Here is a 15,163-nt window from a genome sequence, read left to right on the forward strand (position 1 = left end):
ACATGGCATTGGTAGAAGTACAAGTCCCGGACATCGGGGATTTTGATGAAGTGACCGTCATCGAGTTGATGGTCAAAGTGGGCGACACCGTCAAAGCCGAGCAATCGCTGATCACGGTCGAGTCCGACAAAGCCTCGATGGAAATCCCGTCGAGCACGGCGGGCGTGGTCAAGGAAATGCGCGTGGCCCTGGGCGACAAGGTCAAGCAAGGCTCGATCGTGTTGGTGGTGGAGGCTGCTGGCGCGGCAGCTGCACCTGCCGTCGCTGCAAGCGTATCTCCCGTCACGGCGAGCGCCGCTCCTGTCACTGCAAGCGCCTCTCCCGTCATTGCGAGCGAAGCGAAGCAATCCAGTGGAGCGACCGCTGCCCCCGCTGCACAAGCCACAGGCCCTGTCGAAGTGCGCATTCCCGACATCGGCGACTTCAAAGACGTGGCCGTCATCGAAGTCATGGTCAAGCCCGGCGACACCATCAAGGTCGAGCAATCGCTGATCACGGTCGAGTCCGACAAAGCCTCGATGGAAATCCCGTCCTCGGCTGCTGGCGTGCTCAAAGAGCTCAAAGTCAAAGTGGGCGACACGGTCAACATTGGTGACCTGCTGGCGGTGCTGGAGGGCACCGCTGCTGCTGCGCCTGTGGCATCTGCTGCTGTTGCTGCCCCCGCAGTGGCCGTGGCTTCAGCGCCTGTATTTGCACCTGCTGCAGCGCAAACGCCTGTGGCCGCTGCAGCCGCTGCCGTGGCAGCGCCCGCCCACGCCCCCGGTGGTGCCACGCTGGGCTTACCCCATGCGTCGCCCTCGGTGCGCAAGTTTGCCCGCGAGCTGGGTGTGCCGCTGGACGAAGTTAAAGGCTCCGGCCGCAAGGGCCGCATCACCACAGACGACGTGCAAGCCTTCACCAAGGCCATCATGTCGGGCGCTGCACAAACCAAGGCACAGGCTGCCAAGGCCCCTGCGCAAGGTTCGGGTGGCGGCGGCTCCGAGTTGGGCCTGATCCCCTGGCCCAAGGTGGACTTTGCCAAGTTCGGCCCGATCGAGCGCAAGGAAATGTCGCGCATCAAGAAGATCAGCGGCGCCAACCTCTTGCGCAACGCCGTGATGATCCCGGCCGTCACCAACCACGACGATGCCGACATCACCGACCTCGAAGCCTTCCGCGTCTCGACCAACAAAGAGAACGAGAAGAGCGGCGTCAAGGTCACCATGCTGGCCTTCCTGATCAAGGCCTGCGTGGCCGCGCTCAAGAAGTTCCCCGAGTTCAACAGTTCGTTGGACGCTGCATCAGACAATTCGGCGCTGATCTACAAACAGTACTACCACATCGGTTTTGCCGCCGACACGCCCAACGGCCTGGTGGTGCCTGTGATCAAGGACGCCGACAAAAAAGGTGTCCTGCAGATCAGCCAGGAAATGGGCGAGTTGGCCAAAAAGGCACGTGACGGCAAGCTCGGCCCCGCCGACATGTCGGGTGCGACCTTCACCATCTCCAGCCTGGGTGGCATCGGTGGCAAGTACTTCACGCCCATCATCAATGCGCCCGAAGTGGCCATTTTGGGCGTGTGCAAGAGCACCATGGAACCCGTCTGGGACGGCAAGGCCTTCCAGCCTCGCCTGATGCTGCCCCTGTCTTTGACATGGGACCACCGCGTCATCGACGGCGCCGCAGCGGCACGCTTCAACGCGTTCCTGGGTCAAATCCTCAGCGACTTCCGTCGCGTGTTGCTCTAAGGACTTGATATGGCAATGATTGATATCCAAGTTCCAGACATCGGCGACTTCGACGAAGTGGCCGTGATCGAGTTGCTGGTCAAACCCGGCGACACCGTCAAGGCCGAGCAATCGCTCATCACCGTCGAGTCCGACAAGGCCTCGATGGAAATCCCGTCCTCCCACGCTGGCGTTGTGAAGGAACTCAAAGTCAAGCTCGGCGACAAGGTCAAGCAAGGCTCTGTCGTGTTGGTGCTCGAAGGCGAGGGCGCTGCTGCGTCTGCCGCCTCAGCACCCGCTGCTGCATCTACACCGGCATCTACACCCACGTCGGCACCGACCGCTTCAGCCGCAGCGCCTGCGGTGGCTGCAGGTCCCGCACCCGTGGCTTCGAGCTTCGGTGGCTCTGCCGACATCGAGTGCGATGTGCTCGTGTTGGGCGGTGGCCCAGGCGGCTATTCGGCAGCCTTCCGCGCGGCCGACCTCGGCTTGAACGTCGTCATCGTTGAGCGCTACGCCACCTTGGGCGGTGTGTGTTTGAACGTGGGTTGCATTCCATCCAAAGCCTTGCTGCACGTCGCAGCCGTCATGGACGAAGTCAGCCACATGGCCGACTTGGGTGTGGACTTCGGTGCACCCGTGGTCAACATCGACAAGCTGCGCGGCCACAAAGAAAAAGTCATCGGCAAACTCACCGGCGGCTTGGCTGCCATGGCCAAGATGCGCAAGGTCACCACCGTGCGCGGCTTGGGCCAATTCGTGGGTGCCAACCACCTTGAAGTGTCCGAGACCACTGGCACCGCGCAAGAACAAAACGGCAGCAAAAAAGTGATCGCCTTCAAGAAGGCCATCATCGCCGCAGGCTCACAAGCCGTGCGTTTGCCTTTCATGCCCAACGACCCCCGCGTGGTTGACAGCACAGGCGCTTTGGAACTCAAAGAAGTGCCCAAGCGCATGCTCATCTTGGGCGGCGGCATCATCGGTCTGGAGATGGGCACGGTTTACAGCACGCTGGGCGCACGCCTGGACGTGGTGGAAATGATGGACGGCCTCATGCAAGGCGCTGACCGCGACTTGGTCAAGATCTGGCAAAAGATGAACGCCAAGCGCTTTGACAACATCATGCTCAAGACCAAGACCGTGTCCGCACGCGCCTTGCCCGAAGGCATTGAAGTCACGTTTGCACCGGCAGAAGAGGGCGGCACAGCCCCCGCGCCGCAGGTGTACGACCTCGTGTTGCAAGCCGTGGGCCGCACGCCCAATGGCAAAAAACTCGCTGCTGAAAAAGCAGGCGTGGCGGTGACCGACCGAGGCTTTATCAACGTCGACATCCAAATGCGCACCAACGTGCCGCACATCTTTGCCATTGGCGACATCGTGGGCCAGCCCATGTTGGCGCACAAGGCGGTGCACGAAGCACATGTGGCGGCTGAAGTCATCGCGGGCGAGTTGCAAGGCAACAAAGAACTCGCTGCCGCTGCTTTCAACGCCCGCGTCATCCCCAGCGTCGCCTACACCGACCCCGAAGTGGCTTGGGTGGGCTTGACCGAAGACCAAGCCAAAGCGCAAGGCATCAAGGTGAAAAAGGGCTTGTTCCCCTGGACCGCCTCGGGCCGCGCCATTGCCAACGGCCGCGACGAAGGCGTGACCAAACTGCTGTTTGACGATTCACCCGAGGCCCACGGCCACGGCAAGATCTTGGGCGGCGGCATGGTGGGCACGCATGCGGGCGACATGATTGGCGAGATCGCTCTGGCCATCGAAATGGGCGCAGACGCTGTGGACATCGGCAAAACCATCCACCCACACCCCACGCTGGGCGAGAGCATCGGCATGGCGGCGGAGGTGGCACACGGCAGTTGCACGGACTTGCCGCCTGGCAAGAAGTAAACGCTTCAAGCCCCAACTGAAAAGCCGCCAACCTGAAAGGGTTGGCGGCTTTTTCACATCAGGCCTTGAAAGCAGGGCAGCCTAGTTCAGCGGCCCATTTTTTTGAATCAATCGGCATAACCCGGGTTCACCCGGTCAATCACCCGCATCATGGCTTCAAAAAAAAGGCGCTCGCGTTCGCTGCGGGGGTGGCGGTCTTGCGGGCTGGGGTTTTTGATGCGCTGGATGACCGATTCGGTCAGCACGTTCAGGGGCTGGCCTGTGCCCATGGCCAGCACTTGGGTGCGGCAGGCTTTTTCGAGTTTGTAAAGCCTGCGGTAGGCTTGTGCCACGGTATCGCCAACCGTCATCACGCCATGGTTTTTCATGAAGAGGACGGTTTTGCCGCCGCTCATCAGCTGCGACAAGCGTTCGCCCTCGGACAATTCTGCGGCCAGCCCGGTGTAGTGGTCATCGTAGGCGATGACGCCGTCAAAAAAGGCGGCGGTTTGGGTGGCGGGCAGCAAGCGGTTGGCTTTGAGCATGTTCAAAGCCAGTGCCCAGGGCTGGTGGGTGTGCAGCACCACTTTGGCACCCGTGAGGCGGTGCACCGGGGCGTGGATCGATTGCGCCGACAGCTCGACCACGCCCGTGCCTTCCAGCGTTTCGCCCGCTTCGTTGAAAACCATCATGGTGCTGGCTTTGGCTTCAGACCAGTGCACGCCAAAGGGCGAGATCAGGTACTGGTCTTCACGCCCAGGCACCATGACGGTGAAATGGTTGTCGATGCCTTCGTCAAAGTCGTGCAGCACCGCCAAACGCAAAGCGGCGGCCAAGTGCACCTTGGCTTGCCAAACGGGGTCGTCTTGGCTGTGTGATGTGGCGTTTGCTGAGGTTGATGCGGACGACATGGGTGCTCTTTCGATGAGGGATCTGGACTGCACTTTATGCATGTACGGTCTGCAGAACTGTCACGTGTGCGGCAAAAGGATACGCGCCGAAAAGCTGCTCAATGCGCCCCGAGGTAACACCCCTCAGCCCGCTCCCCATCCGATTCATCACCTTCTTCGCTGCACAGCGCCGCAATCAAGGCTTGGTCCACCACCTGGCCGGGCAGCAGCAGCTCTTCATTCGTCCAGCGCTTGACCAAGTGGCCATTGGCCACGCCGCCGGTGTGGGGGGCTTGGTAGGCGCGGCGGTGTTGCATGGTGATGCCGCTGTTGGCGTTGGCAATGAAGCGGCTTTCGCCCAAGGCCCAAGGTTCAAAGTAGGCGTTGGCGGCGGCATCGACTTGGCGGAAGTAGCTGCGTGCGCCTTCGGCGTTGAGCTTTTTGCGCACGGTGCGCGTGATGAGGCCTTGCAAGTGGTCGAGCGCGGCGTCGTCCATCTGGTCCAGTGTTTCGCGGCGCATGTCTTGCCCAGCGAGTGCCGCGTTGGCAGCCAGCTCCGTGGGCAGCACCTGCACCATGGCTTTGACCACATCGCGGTGCGGTGCCACGGCGGTGGCCACGCCGCGTGTTTGCGGCTGGATGGGGCAGCGAATTTCCACAAAGCGCGGCTTGACGGGGCCGGTGCAGCCGTCGTGGTGGTAGTACTCGCCTTGGCTCAGCCGCCCTTTGCTGGAGCGCCCGCGCACGTCGCGGTAGGTGGGGTGCTCTGTGTGTGTATTCAGGCACACCACCAAGCCGGTGGCATCCACCAATTGGTAAAAGGCTTCGCGCCATTCGGGCAAGAGCAGTTGCTCGTGCAGGTAGTCGCAGGGCGCTGTGCCTTCTTGGCCGACTTCACCTTCGATCACCAACACAAACGGCTTGGGCCTGCGCACGCGCCACAAGGCGTTGGCAAAGTCCAGCACTGTGTTGGTGGTTTCTGGGGGTGTGTCGGCACATGGGGCCGTGGCTTCGGACATGGTGGAAATTCGGTTGTGGTTGGGCTCGAACAGCGATCCCAGGACCGGGCCAATTTTAGGGCTTCGCAGGGGTGTCTTCTGCAGGACTGATCCTGTGCTGGGCGCATGAAAGAATGATCTCAAACACCCCAACACGGAGACAAATGATGCTTTTTGCATTCATCTTGATCGATAAACCCGACTCGTCCGCGCTGCGCCAGCGCGTTCGGCCCGAGCACAAGGCTTATTTGGCGGCCGCAGCTGAGCGCATCGCGTTTGCAGGGCCGTTCACCCACGACGATGGCAGCACCATGTTGGGCAGTTTGTTGGTGATGGATTTCCCCAGCCGCGATGCGGCGCATGCGTGGCTGGCCGATGAGCCGTTCACCCGAGCCGGTTTGTATGGCAGCGCATCGGTGCAGGCCTTTGTGAACCTATGGCCCCAAAAAATGGGCTTTCCGCCCGCAGCATGAAGGACATACGCCATGATCAAACACATTGTGATGTGGAACGTGCGCGGCGACTCAGCCGAAGAGCGCCTGGGGGCTGTGAATCAGATTCAGCGCAGCTTTGAGAGTTTGCGAGGCCGTATCCCTGGTTTGCTGCACCTGGAAATCGGGGTGGACAGCAGCCGCATCGACTACGCCTGCGATGTGGTGCTTTACAGCGAGTTTGACAGCCAGGCCTCGCTGGATGCCTATGCCAGTCACCCAGAGCACACGCGTGTGAAGAATGAGGTGGCAGATTTGCGCATTGCGCGCCACCAAGTGGACTACACCCCCAATTGATTGATCAGGAGACAAGAGATGAGCCCAGCATTGAACGACGAGTTGTTGATCCGCCAAATGGTCGAGCGTTGGGCCGTATGGCGCGACGCCGGCGATTGGGACCGCTTTGCCACCGTGTGGCACCCCGAGGGTGTGATGATGGCCACCTGGTTTCAGGGGCCGTTCAGCGAATTCATCCGCGTGACCCAAGAAGGTTGGGCCAAGGGCGTGAGCATCCTGCACTTTCTGGGCGGCTCTGCCGTCGAGGTCGCGGGTGACCGGGCCATTGCCCAGACCAAGATGACCATTTCGCAGCGCGGCATGGTGGAGGGCGAAAACGGCCCCGTGCTGTGCGATGTGGTTTGCACAGGGCGGTTTTACGATTTCGTGACCCGTCACAACGGCGAGTGGAAGTTGCTGCACCGCCAACCGATCTACGAAAAAGACCGCATTGATCCGGTGGACTCCACGGCTGTGCTCAAGCTTGACACAGCGGCACTGGCCACCTTCCCGGAGGGTTATCGCCATCTGGCCTATATCCAGACGCGCATTGGTTACACGGTCAAGATGGACATGCCCATGCTCAAGGGCCCGGTGGTCGATGAGCTGTACAAGCGCGGCGCACGCTGGCTCGCTGGTGGCGCACTGGAGCGCTGAGTTCAAAAAATCGCATTCATTTTGTGAGGTGAATTCCATGGATCAAAGTTGTATTCCTGTGTCTGATGCGCATCGCCGGGCTTTCTTGCAGGCCTTGTCCGCTGCGGGCTTGGTCGGGCTGGCGCCTGGCGCATGGGGGCAGGGCGCGTACCCCAATCGCGCACTCAAGGTGATCGTGCCTCAGCCACCCGGTGGCGGTTTTGACTTTGTGGCGCGTGCGCTGGCCGAGCGATTGGGCAAGCCGCTGGGGCAAAGCATCGTGGTGGAGAACAAGCCCGGTTCGGGCACGCTGGTGGGCACGGACGCTGCCGCCAAAGCCGATCCCGATGGCTACACATTGCTGTTGGGCTCGGTCTCCAACATCGCGCTGAACATGGGTTTGTACGACAAGCTCTCCTACGACAGCTTGCGCGATTTCGAGCCGGTGGGTCTGGCCGTGAGCTACAGCTACACCTTGATGGCCCGTAAAGATTTGCCTTTCAACTCGCTCAAAGATGTCGTGGCGTATGCCAAGGCCAACCCCGGCAAGCTGACCTATGCCTCTGCGGGCAACGGCTCAGGACAACATGTGCTGGCCGCGGCTCTGTGGCATTTGGCGGGGGTGAACCTGGTGCATGTGCCGTATCGCGGGGCCCAGGCGGCTTATCAAGATTTATTGGGCGGGCGCGTTGACCTGTTCTTCGATCTGTCTTCCACGGCCCGCGTGCAGGTGAATGCGGGCACCGTGAAGGCCCTGGCGGTTTCGGGTGCCGAGCGCAACCCCATGCACCCGGATGTCTCCACCATTTTGGAAAGCGGTGTGGCACAGCTGGACCTGGAGTCTTGGTTTGGCTATTTCGTGCCCAAAAAGACACCCGCCGATGTGCAAGAGCGCCTGCGCAGTGAGCTGGCCAAAGTGATCGCGCAAACGGATTTGCAAGACAACTTCCGCAAGGCGGGTGGCAAGCCCTTGGCACTCAATGCCGAGCAGACCCGCGCCTTGGTGCGTCGCGATGTGGAGCGCTGGACCAAGTTGGTGCGCGACATCGGCATCAAAGCAGAATAAATTCTCCCCATCTTTCCAACTGGAGCCTCCTCCTCATGAAAATTGACAACGCCGCCATTGAGCAACTGTTTCTGAACGCCCGCACGGCCAACGGCTTTCTCGACAAACCCGTGCCAGCTTCGCTGCTGCAAGACATTTACGACATCGCCAAGATGGGCGCGACATCGATGAACGCGCAGCCCACGCGTTATGTGTTCCTCACGACCGAAGCGGCCAAGGCGCGTCTCATGCCAGCACTGAGCCCTGGTAACGTGGTCAAGACCGAATCGGCACCCGTGTGCGTGATCGTGGCCACCGACAACCAGTTCTACGAACACATGCCTGTGGTCTTTCCCAACAACCCTGGGGCCAAAGCCTTGTTTGAGGGCAATGCCGCATTGGCACAAGGCACCGCCACGCGCAACGGCACTTTGGGTGGGGCTTATTTCATGATCGCTGCCCGCGCCTTGGGGCTGGATTGCGGCCCGATGAGCGGTGTGGACCTGGCCAAAGTCAATGCAGAGTTTTTCCCGGACGGGCGCTGCACGGCCAACTTTCTCATCAACCTGGGCTATGGCGATGAGAGCAAACTGTTTGCGCGCAACCCGCGCTTGAGTTTTGAGCAGGCGTGTACGGTTTACTGAGCTGTATTCAAATCGCCAAGGCTTGCCAAACGCGGTAGGCCGCGTAGGCATCGTTGGCGGCGTACACCAGTTGTGACTCGCTCAAACGGGCGTTGGCCCAGTTGCTGGTGGCCGCCTTCTTGGATTTGATGAAGCGTTCATTGAACAGCACCGCCACCGCGCCTTTGACACCCATGTCTTTGCGGTAACCGCGTTGGTGAAAGACGGTGTTGAGCTCCAGGATGCCTTGGGGCTCAATGCCCAGTTTCTGGATGATGCGTTTGCGGTCATCGCCCAAACCAAAACCAGCCTTGACGATGCCTGCAAGCGCCAGCAGTTCGGCCGCCACGTCTCGGCACGCGCCTTCGTGCAGTTGAAACACCCAAGCGCGTTCAGCGGTGGACAACTGCAGGATGTGCGGCCCGTCCGATGGTTCGCCCACACGAAAGGTGGGCTTGGACTCTGTATCAAAGCCCCAGGCCGCAGCGTTGCGCAGTTGCGCTTTGGCCTCTTGCGCTTGAGCACCCGTGCTCACCAGTGTGATGCGGTCCAGCCCCAGCCGTTCAAAAGGTGGGAGCAGGGCGATGGCGTCTTTGTCTGGCGTGGCGTGGTGGATGTTCATGAAGGCGTGTTCGGGTCCGTGGATTGACCATGGACTGTAGCGCCTTATCCCGTTACCAGTCCCAGCGCTTGTGCCAGGATGGCGTGTGCGTGGGTGGCCTCGTGACCTCGCCATGCCACGATCTGGTCGGGGCGGATCAAGACCAAGGGCGCCTCATACAGCGCCAGCAAGTCGGGGCCAGGGTGGCTCACCACTTTCAAATCCAGTCCCTTGTCACGGGCCGCTTGCGTGAAAGCCTGGGCATTTGGCGGCGCATCGCCCAATGCCAGCAAGGTCCATTCGAAGTTGAAGCTGTCATACAGCGAGCGGCCATCGGCCAGCCAGGCGTGGGGCGGTCTGCCGCCCGGCGTGGCGCAGGGGGTGTAGCTGTTGGCGGCATCGGGCGGGGCCGAGCTGCCGTCGCCCACGATGATGGGGCTGCCGTCGTAGCGCCCGCCAAAGGTCACGCCGGGGATGTTGAATTCGCGCCGCACATGGCCGTTCAGGTATTCCGAGGCCAGCGTCCGTGCCGCTTCGCCTTGCGGGCTGTCGTCTTCCAGCTCGGGGGCTGCGTCGAACAAACCGATGGAGTCCGCAAATTGACGGGCATAGCCGGTGTTGCGCACCGCCAGCGGGTGGCGCTCCAGGTGGTAGCTGTCCAGCAAAGCGGGCGGGGCCAGTCCCTTGAGCACGCTGGCGAGTTTCCAGCTCAGGTTGACCGCGTCTTCGACCGCCGTGTTGTAACCCAAGCCACCGGTGGGGGTGAACAGGTGCGCGGCATCGCCGCCCAAAAAGACACGGCCTTGCTGGAACGACTCGGCCACCAGCGCGTGCCCGGCCATCCAGGTGGCCATGGACAAAATCTCGATCTCGATGGCTTGCCCATAGGCCTGCGCAAACAAACGCCGGGCATCGGCTTCGGTCAGGGCCTCGGTGGCAGCGTCATCGGCCATCTGGATGTGAAAGGCAAACTCGCTCACCCCGTCGACCGACATGATGAAGGCGCGCAGCTCGGGGTTGACCACCACGTACATCCAGGACCGGTCATTGGGGTTGCGGGCATAGAACTCGGGCGCCTTGAGGTACACGGCCAGCATCTTGCCGCCCATGAAGTTGCGCTTGAAGCCGGTGGCGCCGCCCCAGGCAATGCCCAGTTCGTGCCGCACAAAACTGCGTGCGCCATCGGCCCCCACCATGTAGGCGGCCTGCACGTTCAGCGACTCGCCGCCATCCACGGCTTGCACCGTTGCCTCGATGCCCGCGCCGGTGTCCTTGAACGCCTGAAGCCGCCAGCCGTAGCGCATGTCAACACTGGCTTGTGCTTGGGCATGCCGGTGCAAGTTCACTTCGACAAACTTTTGCGAGACCCGGTGGGGCAGCTCGGCCGCGCTCCATGAGCCCGACATGTTTTTGATCGCTTGTGGCGCAGCGGCCGCTGTGGGCAAGCGCAAGCGGGCCAGCTCGGTGCCGGCAAAGCGGGTCAGGTAAGCGATGTCGGTCGGGTGATCGGGCGGCAAACCCATGCTGCGGATTTCATGCGCAAAACCCAGTCGCCGGAAATGCTCCATGGTCCGTGCCTGCGTGGCATTGGCTTGCGGGTTGAAGGCGGTGCCGGGCTTGGCATCCACCAGCAGGCAGCGGATGTTGCGTCGGCCCAATTCAATGGCCAGCATCAGGCCGCAAGGGCCACCGCCCGCAATCAGAACATCGACCTGGAGGGTTGGCGTCATGAAGCGATGTGTCCGGTTCAGCGGGCCAGCAAGCCGATCTGGTTGCTCAAAATGCCGATGCCTTCGATGTCGATCTCGATGGTGTCGCCGGGCTGCATCCACACCGGCGGTTTGCGCGCATAGCCCACACCGGCTGGCGTGCCCATCACGATCACGTCACCGGGCTCCAGGGTCATGCAGGCCGACATCATGGCAATCGTGGGTGCCACATGGAACACCATGTCGGTGGTGCTGGCGCTTTGCATGACCTGGCCGTTCAGGCGTGACTCGATGTGCAGGCCCACGCAGCCGGGTGGCAACTCGTCGGCGGTGACCAAGTGGGGGCCAAAGCCACCGGTTTGGTCAAAGTTCTTGCCCACGGTCCATTGGGTGGTTTTGCGCTGGTAGTCGCGGAAAGTGGCGTCGTTGAAGCAGGCGTAGGCAAACACCGAATCCAGCGCGTTGGCCTCGCTCACATTGCGGGTGGTTTTGCCAATCACCAAGGCCAGTTCGGCCTCGTAGTCCAAAGAGGTGGAGATCGGCGGAATCGGGATGGTGCCTTTGTGCGCCAGCAGCGACGAAGGCCCACGGAAAAAGATGGTGGGGTAGTCTGCCACTTTGTTGCCGCCTTCGGCCGCGTGGTCGTGGTAGTTCACGCCCAAGCAAATGATTTTGCTGGGGCGTGGCACGCAAGGCAGCAAGCTCACTTGGCTCAAGGGCGTGGCTTGTGCGCTGGCGGCGCGTTGGGCGATGCTGGCCATCAGCGCCGCGTTGCCGCTGGCCTGGGCAAAGAAGTCGTTGATGCTGGTGGGCGCGTTGTCCATGCAGTGGCGCATGTCCACCACGCCTGTGTCCAACAAGACCCCGTAGCGGGTGGCGTTGTCCTGCGTGTAGCTGATGAGTTTCATGGGATCCTTCGGGGAGTGGTCGCTGTACTCGGGTTGAGTTCTGAGCCGCTCGCTTACAAGCAACATCAGGCGCATGACCTGTCTTGCTAAGAATCCTAGGTGAGAAATTTCTCCCCCTGTGTCACCTGTGGGGCTAGGCTGGCCCCCAGCCGATCAGCCTGCTTGTTTACCAGCCGACTTGCGCCCCGACTTCTTGCCCTTGTCGCTGGCTTCTTTGCGCACAGCGCGCTCGGCATCGGCTTTCTTGCCTTCGGCCAGCCATTGGGCAAATTGCGCTGGCGTTTCGATGCTCACGCGGCCCAGGGCCCCAGAGCGGAAGTCGTGGATCACGATGTGCGCAGCCTTGGTGGTGTTGACGCGACCGCCGCTTTGCATGGCGCCGCGCACGCGACCGATGGCTTCGAGCAGGGTTTCGTCGGTGTGGCTGGGCACGTCGGCGATCTTGTAACGCTCGGTCAGCGCCTGCGGGTAGTGCGGGATCAGGTAGTTCAGCAGCTCCAGCGCAACGACTTCTTCGTCAAACGCATTGACGCCAATCGCGCCGCTGGCGGCCAGGTTGAAGCCGCTTTGCTCCACGATGATGCGCGGCCACAGCACGCCGGGGGTGTCGTAGAGGTAAAAGTCATCGGCCAGCGCGATGCGCATTTCCTGCTTGGTGACCCCGGCTTCGTCACCGGTCTTGGCGGCGCGTTTGCCTTTGAGGGTGTTGATCAGGGTGGATTTGCCCACGTTGGGGATGCCACAAATCAGGACCCGCATGGGCTTGATCATGCCGCCCCGGTTGGGCGCGAGTTGCCGGCAGGCATCGATCAAGGCCTTGGCGGGCGATGTCATGCTGGTGTCCAGGCCCAAGGCGCTCACGCCGGGCATGGCGTTGTAGTGGGCCAGCCACTGCGCCGTGCGGGCGGGGTCGGCCAGGTCTTGCTTGCTCAGGATTTTGAGCGCAGGCTTGCCCTTGATCAGCTCGGCCAGCATGGGGTTGGCGCTCGAGCCGGGCAGTCGTGCGTCGAGCATCTCGATGACGACGTCAATCTCTTTGATGCGCTCCCCGATCGCCTTGCGCGTGAGGTGCATGTGTCCGGGGAACCATTGAATCGCCATAAAAAGCTGCTGAAGACCAAATGTCAAAGATGGTGATTGTCGTTGACTTCCCGAATGGCCCACTTGGTCGCAAAATGCCACAAACAAAATATCAGGGAGAAACGTCATGAACACCCGCCAAGCCGAAGACTGCGCCTTTGCGCAAGACCACATGAACACCGTGCTGGCCCGCTTGGCCGGACCGGGTGCCACGCCGCGCCCGGACCAGGTGGACGCTGTTCATGCGGTGCTACAGCCCGCATCCCGTGTGCTGGTGGTGCAGGCCACGGGTTGGGGCAAGTCGGCGGTCTATTGGGCGGCCACGCACGCCATCCGCAGCACGGGCGCGGGGCCCACGCTGGTGGTCTCGCCCTTGCTTGCCCTCATGCGCGACCAGGTGAGCGCGGCTGAGCGGGCGGGCCTGAAGGCAGCCACTGTCAACTCCACGAACATTGACGATTGGGACGAGGTGTTTCAGCGGCTGGACGACGACGCCATCGACGTGCTGTTGGTCTCGCCCGAGCGGCTGGGCAACCCGCGTTTTGCGGCGCGGCTGGGCGCTTTGCTGGCCCGGGTGGGCCTGATCGTGATCGACGAGGCGCATTGCATCAGCGATTGGGGTTTTGACTTCAGGCCCGATTACCAGCGGCTGGCGCGGGCGCTGTTGTCCACGCCCCATGCAAGTGTGTTGGCGACGACGGCAACCGCCAATGAGCGGGTGACGCTGGACATTGGCAGGCAGTTGCAAGCGGGCGGGGGCGCGGGCACCGTGACGTTTCGTGGCACCTTGGCCCGCACTTCGCTCACCCTGTCGGTGGTGCCAGGTTTGTCGCCGCTGCAACGCTACGCCTGGATCGCCGATGCGCTGGCGCAGTTGCCCGGCTCGGGCATTGTGTATGTGCTGACGGTGGCCGAGGCCGAGCGGCTGACGGCGTTTTTGCGCAGCTGTGGCCATGCGGTCGATGCCTACAGCGGGCAGATCGACGCCGACACCCGATTGAAGGTGGAAGAGCGTTTACGCCACAACCAGGTCAAGGCGGTGGTGGCCACTTCGGCCTTGGGCATGGGTTACGACAAACCGGACTTGGGCTTTTGCGTGCATGTGGGTTCGCCCTCCACCCCGGTGGCCTATTACCAGCAGGTGGGCCGGGCGGGCAGGGCGGTGGCGCACGCCGAAGGGGTGTTGCTGCCGTCCGATGCCGACGAGCGCATTTGGGATTACTTCGCCACCGCCTCGATTCCCGATCCGACGACGGCAGCCAAGGTGCTGAAAAGCCTGGGCGGTGACGAACGCAGCTTGATCGAGATCGAAGCCGACACGGGCGTGCGCCGGGGGCGGCTGGAGGCGCTGCTGAAAATTTTGGCGGTGGAGGGCGTGGTGGACAAAGACGGCTCTGCCTGGCGGGCCACGGGCGTGCCGTATGAGCACGACACGGCCAAATGGACAGCATTGGCCCAAGTGCGTCAGCAAGAGGCGGGCATCATGCGCCAGTACGCGCACGGTGCGGGCTGTTTGATGGCGTATTTGCAAACGGCGCTGGACGATCCGTCGCCTGCGCCTTGCGGGCGGTGTTCGGTCTGTACTGGGCATGTGCCGTTTCCGGGCTTGACGCCCTCACAAGACAAATTGATCGCGGCACGTAACTTCTTGCGCGGCATGGACGTGGACATCGAGCCGCGCAAACGCTGGCCGGCCGGGGTCGGGCGCAAAGGCACGATCCGAGGTTTTGATGCGGGCCGCGCTGTGGCCTTTGCCGATGACCCGGGCTGGGTGGCCGAGCTGCAGGCTTTGCGCTTGGCCCCCGGTGAGGTGCCGCCCGATTTGCTGGCCGGGGCCGTTGCCACATTGGGGCGCTGGGCCAAGACCTGGCCTGCACGCCCGGTGTGTGTGGTGCCGCTGCCCGCGCCCGACATGGCCGCCAACCGCTTGCTGGCCGAGCACATTGCGCGCAAGGGCCGCTTGCCGCTGCACGATGTGTTCAGTTGGCGCGGCGGGCCTGCGCCCGACGACACCGCTTCGACCCCTGTTGTGGCGCATCTGGAGTCGGCCATGCGTTTGGCAGGTGATGCGCAACTGCCGAACGGGCCGGTGCTGCTGGTCGCCAGCACGGTGCGCACCCGCTGGGCCGCCACCGTGGCCGCAGCGCTGTTGCGCGAGCAAGGCGCAAGCCAGGTGCTGGTGCTGGCTTTGCATTTGCAGCCTTGAACCGATGCGTGCAATGGGTGTTGGCAAAGGGCTGTGCTGCAAAATGGATCCCGGGTCTTCGCCCGGGATGACAAAACAGAGCGGTCATGCCGGACTTGCTGCATCTGTCACCCCAGACTTGCTCC

14 protein-coding genes are annotated in these 15,163 nt (G+C 62.2%); 8 read left to right on the forward strand and 6 right to left on the reverse strand.

Annotated elements, in window-relative coordinates; all coding sequences use genetic code 11:
* The first annotated feature begins 2 nt into the window (after positions 1–2).
* Positions 3–1,727, forward strand: coding sequence for a dihydrolipoyllysine-residue acetyltransferase (gene aceF, locus Q1W40_RS01750; protein WP_300708257.1), 1,725 nt, complete (start codon positions 3–5; stop codon positions 1,725–1,727).
* A gap of 9 nt (positions 1,728–1,736) precedes the next feature.
* Positions 1,737–3,596 (forward strand): dihydrolipoyl dehydrogenase, encoded by a 1,860-nt coding sequence (gene lpdA / locus Q1W40_RS01755; RefSeq protein WP_300708259.1) that lies wholly within the window; start codon positions 1,737–1,739, stop codon positions 3,594–3,596.
* Between the two features lie 107 nt (positions 3,597–3,703).
* On the opposite strand, the gene Q1W40_RS01760 is transcribed toward lpdA, so the two are convergent.
* Together Q1W40_RS01760 and Q1W40_RS01765 are read right to left on the reverse strand one after the other, a co-directional pair.
* Positions 3,704–4,486, reverse strand: a complete 783-nt coding sequence (locus tag Q1W40_RS01760) for a class II aldolase/adducin family protein (RefSeq protein ID WP_300708261.1) — start codon at positions 4,484–4,486, stop codon at positions 3,704–3,706.
* Positions 4,487–4,584: 98 nt separating this feature from the next.
* Positions 4,585–5,484: a hypothetical protein gene (locus tag Q1W40_RS01765; RefSeq protein ID WP_300708263.1), complete on the reverse strand. Its 900-nt coding sequence runs from the start codon at positions 5,482–5,484 to the stop codon at positions 4,585–4,587.
* A 146-nt stretch (positions 5,485–5,630) separates the two neighbouring features.
* Here Q1W40_RS01765 and Q1W40_RS01770 point away from each other — a divergent pair, with 146 nt between their 5' ends.
* Genes Q1W40_RS01770 through Q1W40_RS01790 form a run of 5 tightly spaced genes read left to right on the forward strand, consistent with a single transcriptional unit; the run spans position 5,631 to position 8,555 of the window.
* On the forward strand, positions 5,631–5,936 hold the full coding sequence (locus Q1W40_RS01770; RefSeq protein ID WP_300708265.1) for a YciI family protein: 306 nt from the start codon (positions 5,631–5,633) through the stop codon (positions 5,934–5,936).
* 12 nt (positions 5,937–5,948) lie between these two features.
* The gene (locus Q1W40_RS01775) at positions 5,949–6,251 is read left to right on the forward strand and encodes a Dabb family protein (protein WP_300708267.1); all 303 of its coding nucleotides are present in this window, start codon (positions 5,949–5,951) and stop codon (positions 6,249–6,251) included.
* A gap of 18 nt (positions 6,252–6,269) precedes the next feature.
* Entirely contained in the window at positions 6,270–6,887 is a 618-nt protein-coding gene (locus Q1W40_RS01780; protein WP_108322736.1) for a nuclear transport factor 2 family protein, read from the forward strand.
* A 37-nt stretch (positions 6,888–6,924) separates the two neighbouring features.
* A complete protein-coding gene (locus Q1W40_RS01785; RefSeq protein WP_300708271.1) occupies positions 6,925–7,932 on the forward strand; it encodes a tripartite tricarboxylate transporter substrate binding protein in 1,008 nt (335 codons plus the stop codon).
* Between the two features lie 35 nt (positions 7,933–7,967).
* Entirely contained in the window at positions 7,968–8,555 is a 588-nt protein-coding gene (locus tag Q1W40_RS01790) for a malonic semialdehyde reductase (protein ID WP_199222238.1), read from the forward strand.
* Between the two features lie 7 nt (positions 8,556–8,562).
* On the opposite strand, the gene Q1W40_RS01795 is transcribed toward Q1W40_RS01790, so the two are convergent.
* From Q1W40_RS01795 to ylqF, 4 genes are all read right to left on the reverse strand, one after another.
* Positions 8,563–9,156, reverse strand: a complete 594-nt coding sequence (locus Q1W40_RS01795) for a 3'-5' exonuclease (protein WP_300708275.1) — start codon at positions 9,154–9,156, stop codon at positions 8,563–8,565.
* Between the two features lie 44 nt (positions 9,157–9,200).
* A complete protein-coding gene (locus Q1W40_RS01800) occupies positions 9,201–10,865 on the reverse strand; it encodes an FAD-dependent oxidoreductase (RefSeq protein WP_300708277.1) in 1,665 nt (554 codons plus the stop codon).
* A gap of 17 nt (positions 10,866–10,882) precedes the next feature.
* Positions 10,883–11,752 (reverse strand): fumarylacetoacetate hydrolase family protein, encoded by an 870-nt coding sequence (locus Q1W40_RS01805; RefSeq protein ID WP_300708278.1) that lies wholly within the window; start codon positions 11,750–11,752, stop codon positions 10,883–10,885.
* Between the two features lie 153 nt (positions 11,753–11,905).
* On the reverse strand, positions 11,906–12,853 hold the full coding sequence (gene ylqF, locus Q1W40_RS01810; RefSeq protein ID WP_300708279.1) for a ribosome biogenesis GTPase YlqF: 948 nt from the start codon (positions 12,851–12,853) through the stop codon (positions 11,906–11,908).
* A gap of 106 nt (positions 12,854–12,959) precedes the next feature.
* Between ylqF and Q1W40_RS01815 the strand changes: the two genes are divergently transcribed.
* Positions 12,960–15,038 (forward strand): DEAD/DEAH box helicase, encoded by a 2,079-nt coding sequence (locus Q1W40_RS01815; RefSeq protein WP_300708280.1) that lies wholly within the window; start codon positions 12,960–12,962, stop codon positions 15,036–15,038.
* Positions 15,039–15,163: the final 125 nt, after the last annotated feature.

The organism is Limnohabitans sp., from assembly GCF_030158565.1.
GTDB lineage: Bacteria > Pseudomonadota > Gammaproteobacteria > Burkholderiales > Burkholderiaceae_C > Limnohabitans_A.

Coding starts and splice junctions, on each gene's coding strand:
- aceF (WP_300708257.1), top strand. CDS start 3: ATGGCATTGGTAGAAGTACAAGTCCCGGACATCGGGGATTTTGATGAA.
- lpdA (WP_300708259.1), top strand. CDS start 1,737: ATGGCAATGATTGATATCCAAGTTCCAGACATCGGCGACTTCGACGAA.
- Q1W40_RS01760 (WP_300708261.1), bottom strand. CDS start 4,486: ATGTCGTCCGCATCAACCTCAGCAAACGCCACATCACACAGCCAAGAC.
- Q1W40_RS01765 (WP_300708263.1), bottom strand. CDS start 5,484: ATGTCCGAAGCCACGGCCCCATGTGCCGACACACCCCCAGAAACCACC.
- Q1W40_RS01770 (WP_300708265.1), top strand. CDS start 5,631: ATGCTTTTTGCATTCATCTTGATCGATAAACCCGACTCGTCCGCGCTG.
- Q1W40_RS01775 (WP_300708267.1), top strand. CDS start 5,949: ATGATCAAACACATTGTGATGTGGAACGTGCGCGGCGACTCAGCCGAA.
- Q1W40_RS01780 (WP_108322736.1), top strand. CDS start 6,270: ATGAGCCCAGCATTGAACGACGAGTTGTTGATCCGCCAAATGGTCGAG.
- Q1W40_RS01785 (WP_300708271.1), top strand. CDS start 6,925: ATGGATCAAAGTTGTATTCCTGTGTCTGATGCGCATCGCCGGGCTTTC.
- Q1W40_RS01790 (WP_199222238.1), top strand. CDS start 7,968: ATGAAAATTGACAACGCCGCCATTGAGCAACTGTTTCTGAACGCCCGC.
- Q1W40_RS01795 (WP_300708275.1), bottom strand. CDS start 9,156: ATGAACATCCACCACGCCACGCCAGACAAAGACGCCATCGCCCTGCTC.
- Q1W40_RS01800 (WP_300708277.1), bottom strand. CDS start 10,865: ATGACGCCAACCCTCCAGGTCGATGTTCTGATTGCGGGCGGTGGCCCT.
- Q1W40_RS01805 (WP_300708278.1), bottom strand. CDS start 11,752: ATGAAACTCATCAGCTACACGCAGGACAACGCCACCCGCTACGGGGTC.
- ylqF (WP_300708279.1), bottom strand. CDS start 12,853: ATGGCGATTCAATGGTTCCCCGGACACATGCACCTCACGCGCAAGGCG.
- Q1W40_RS01815 (WP_300708280.1), top strand. CDS start 12,960: ATGAACACCCGCCAAGCCGAAGACTGCGCCTTTGCGCAAGACCACATG.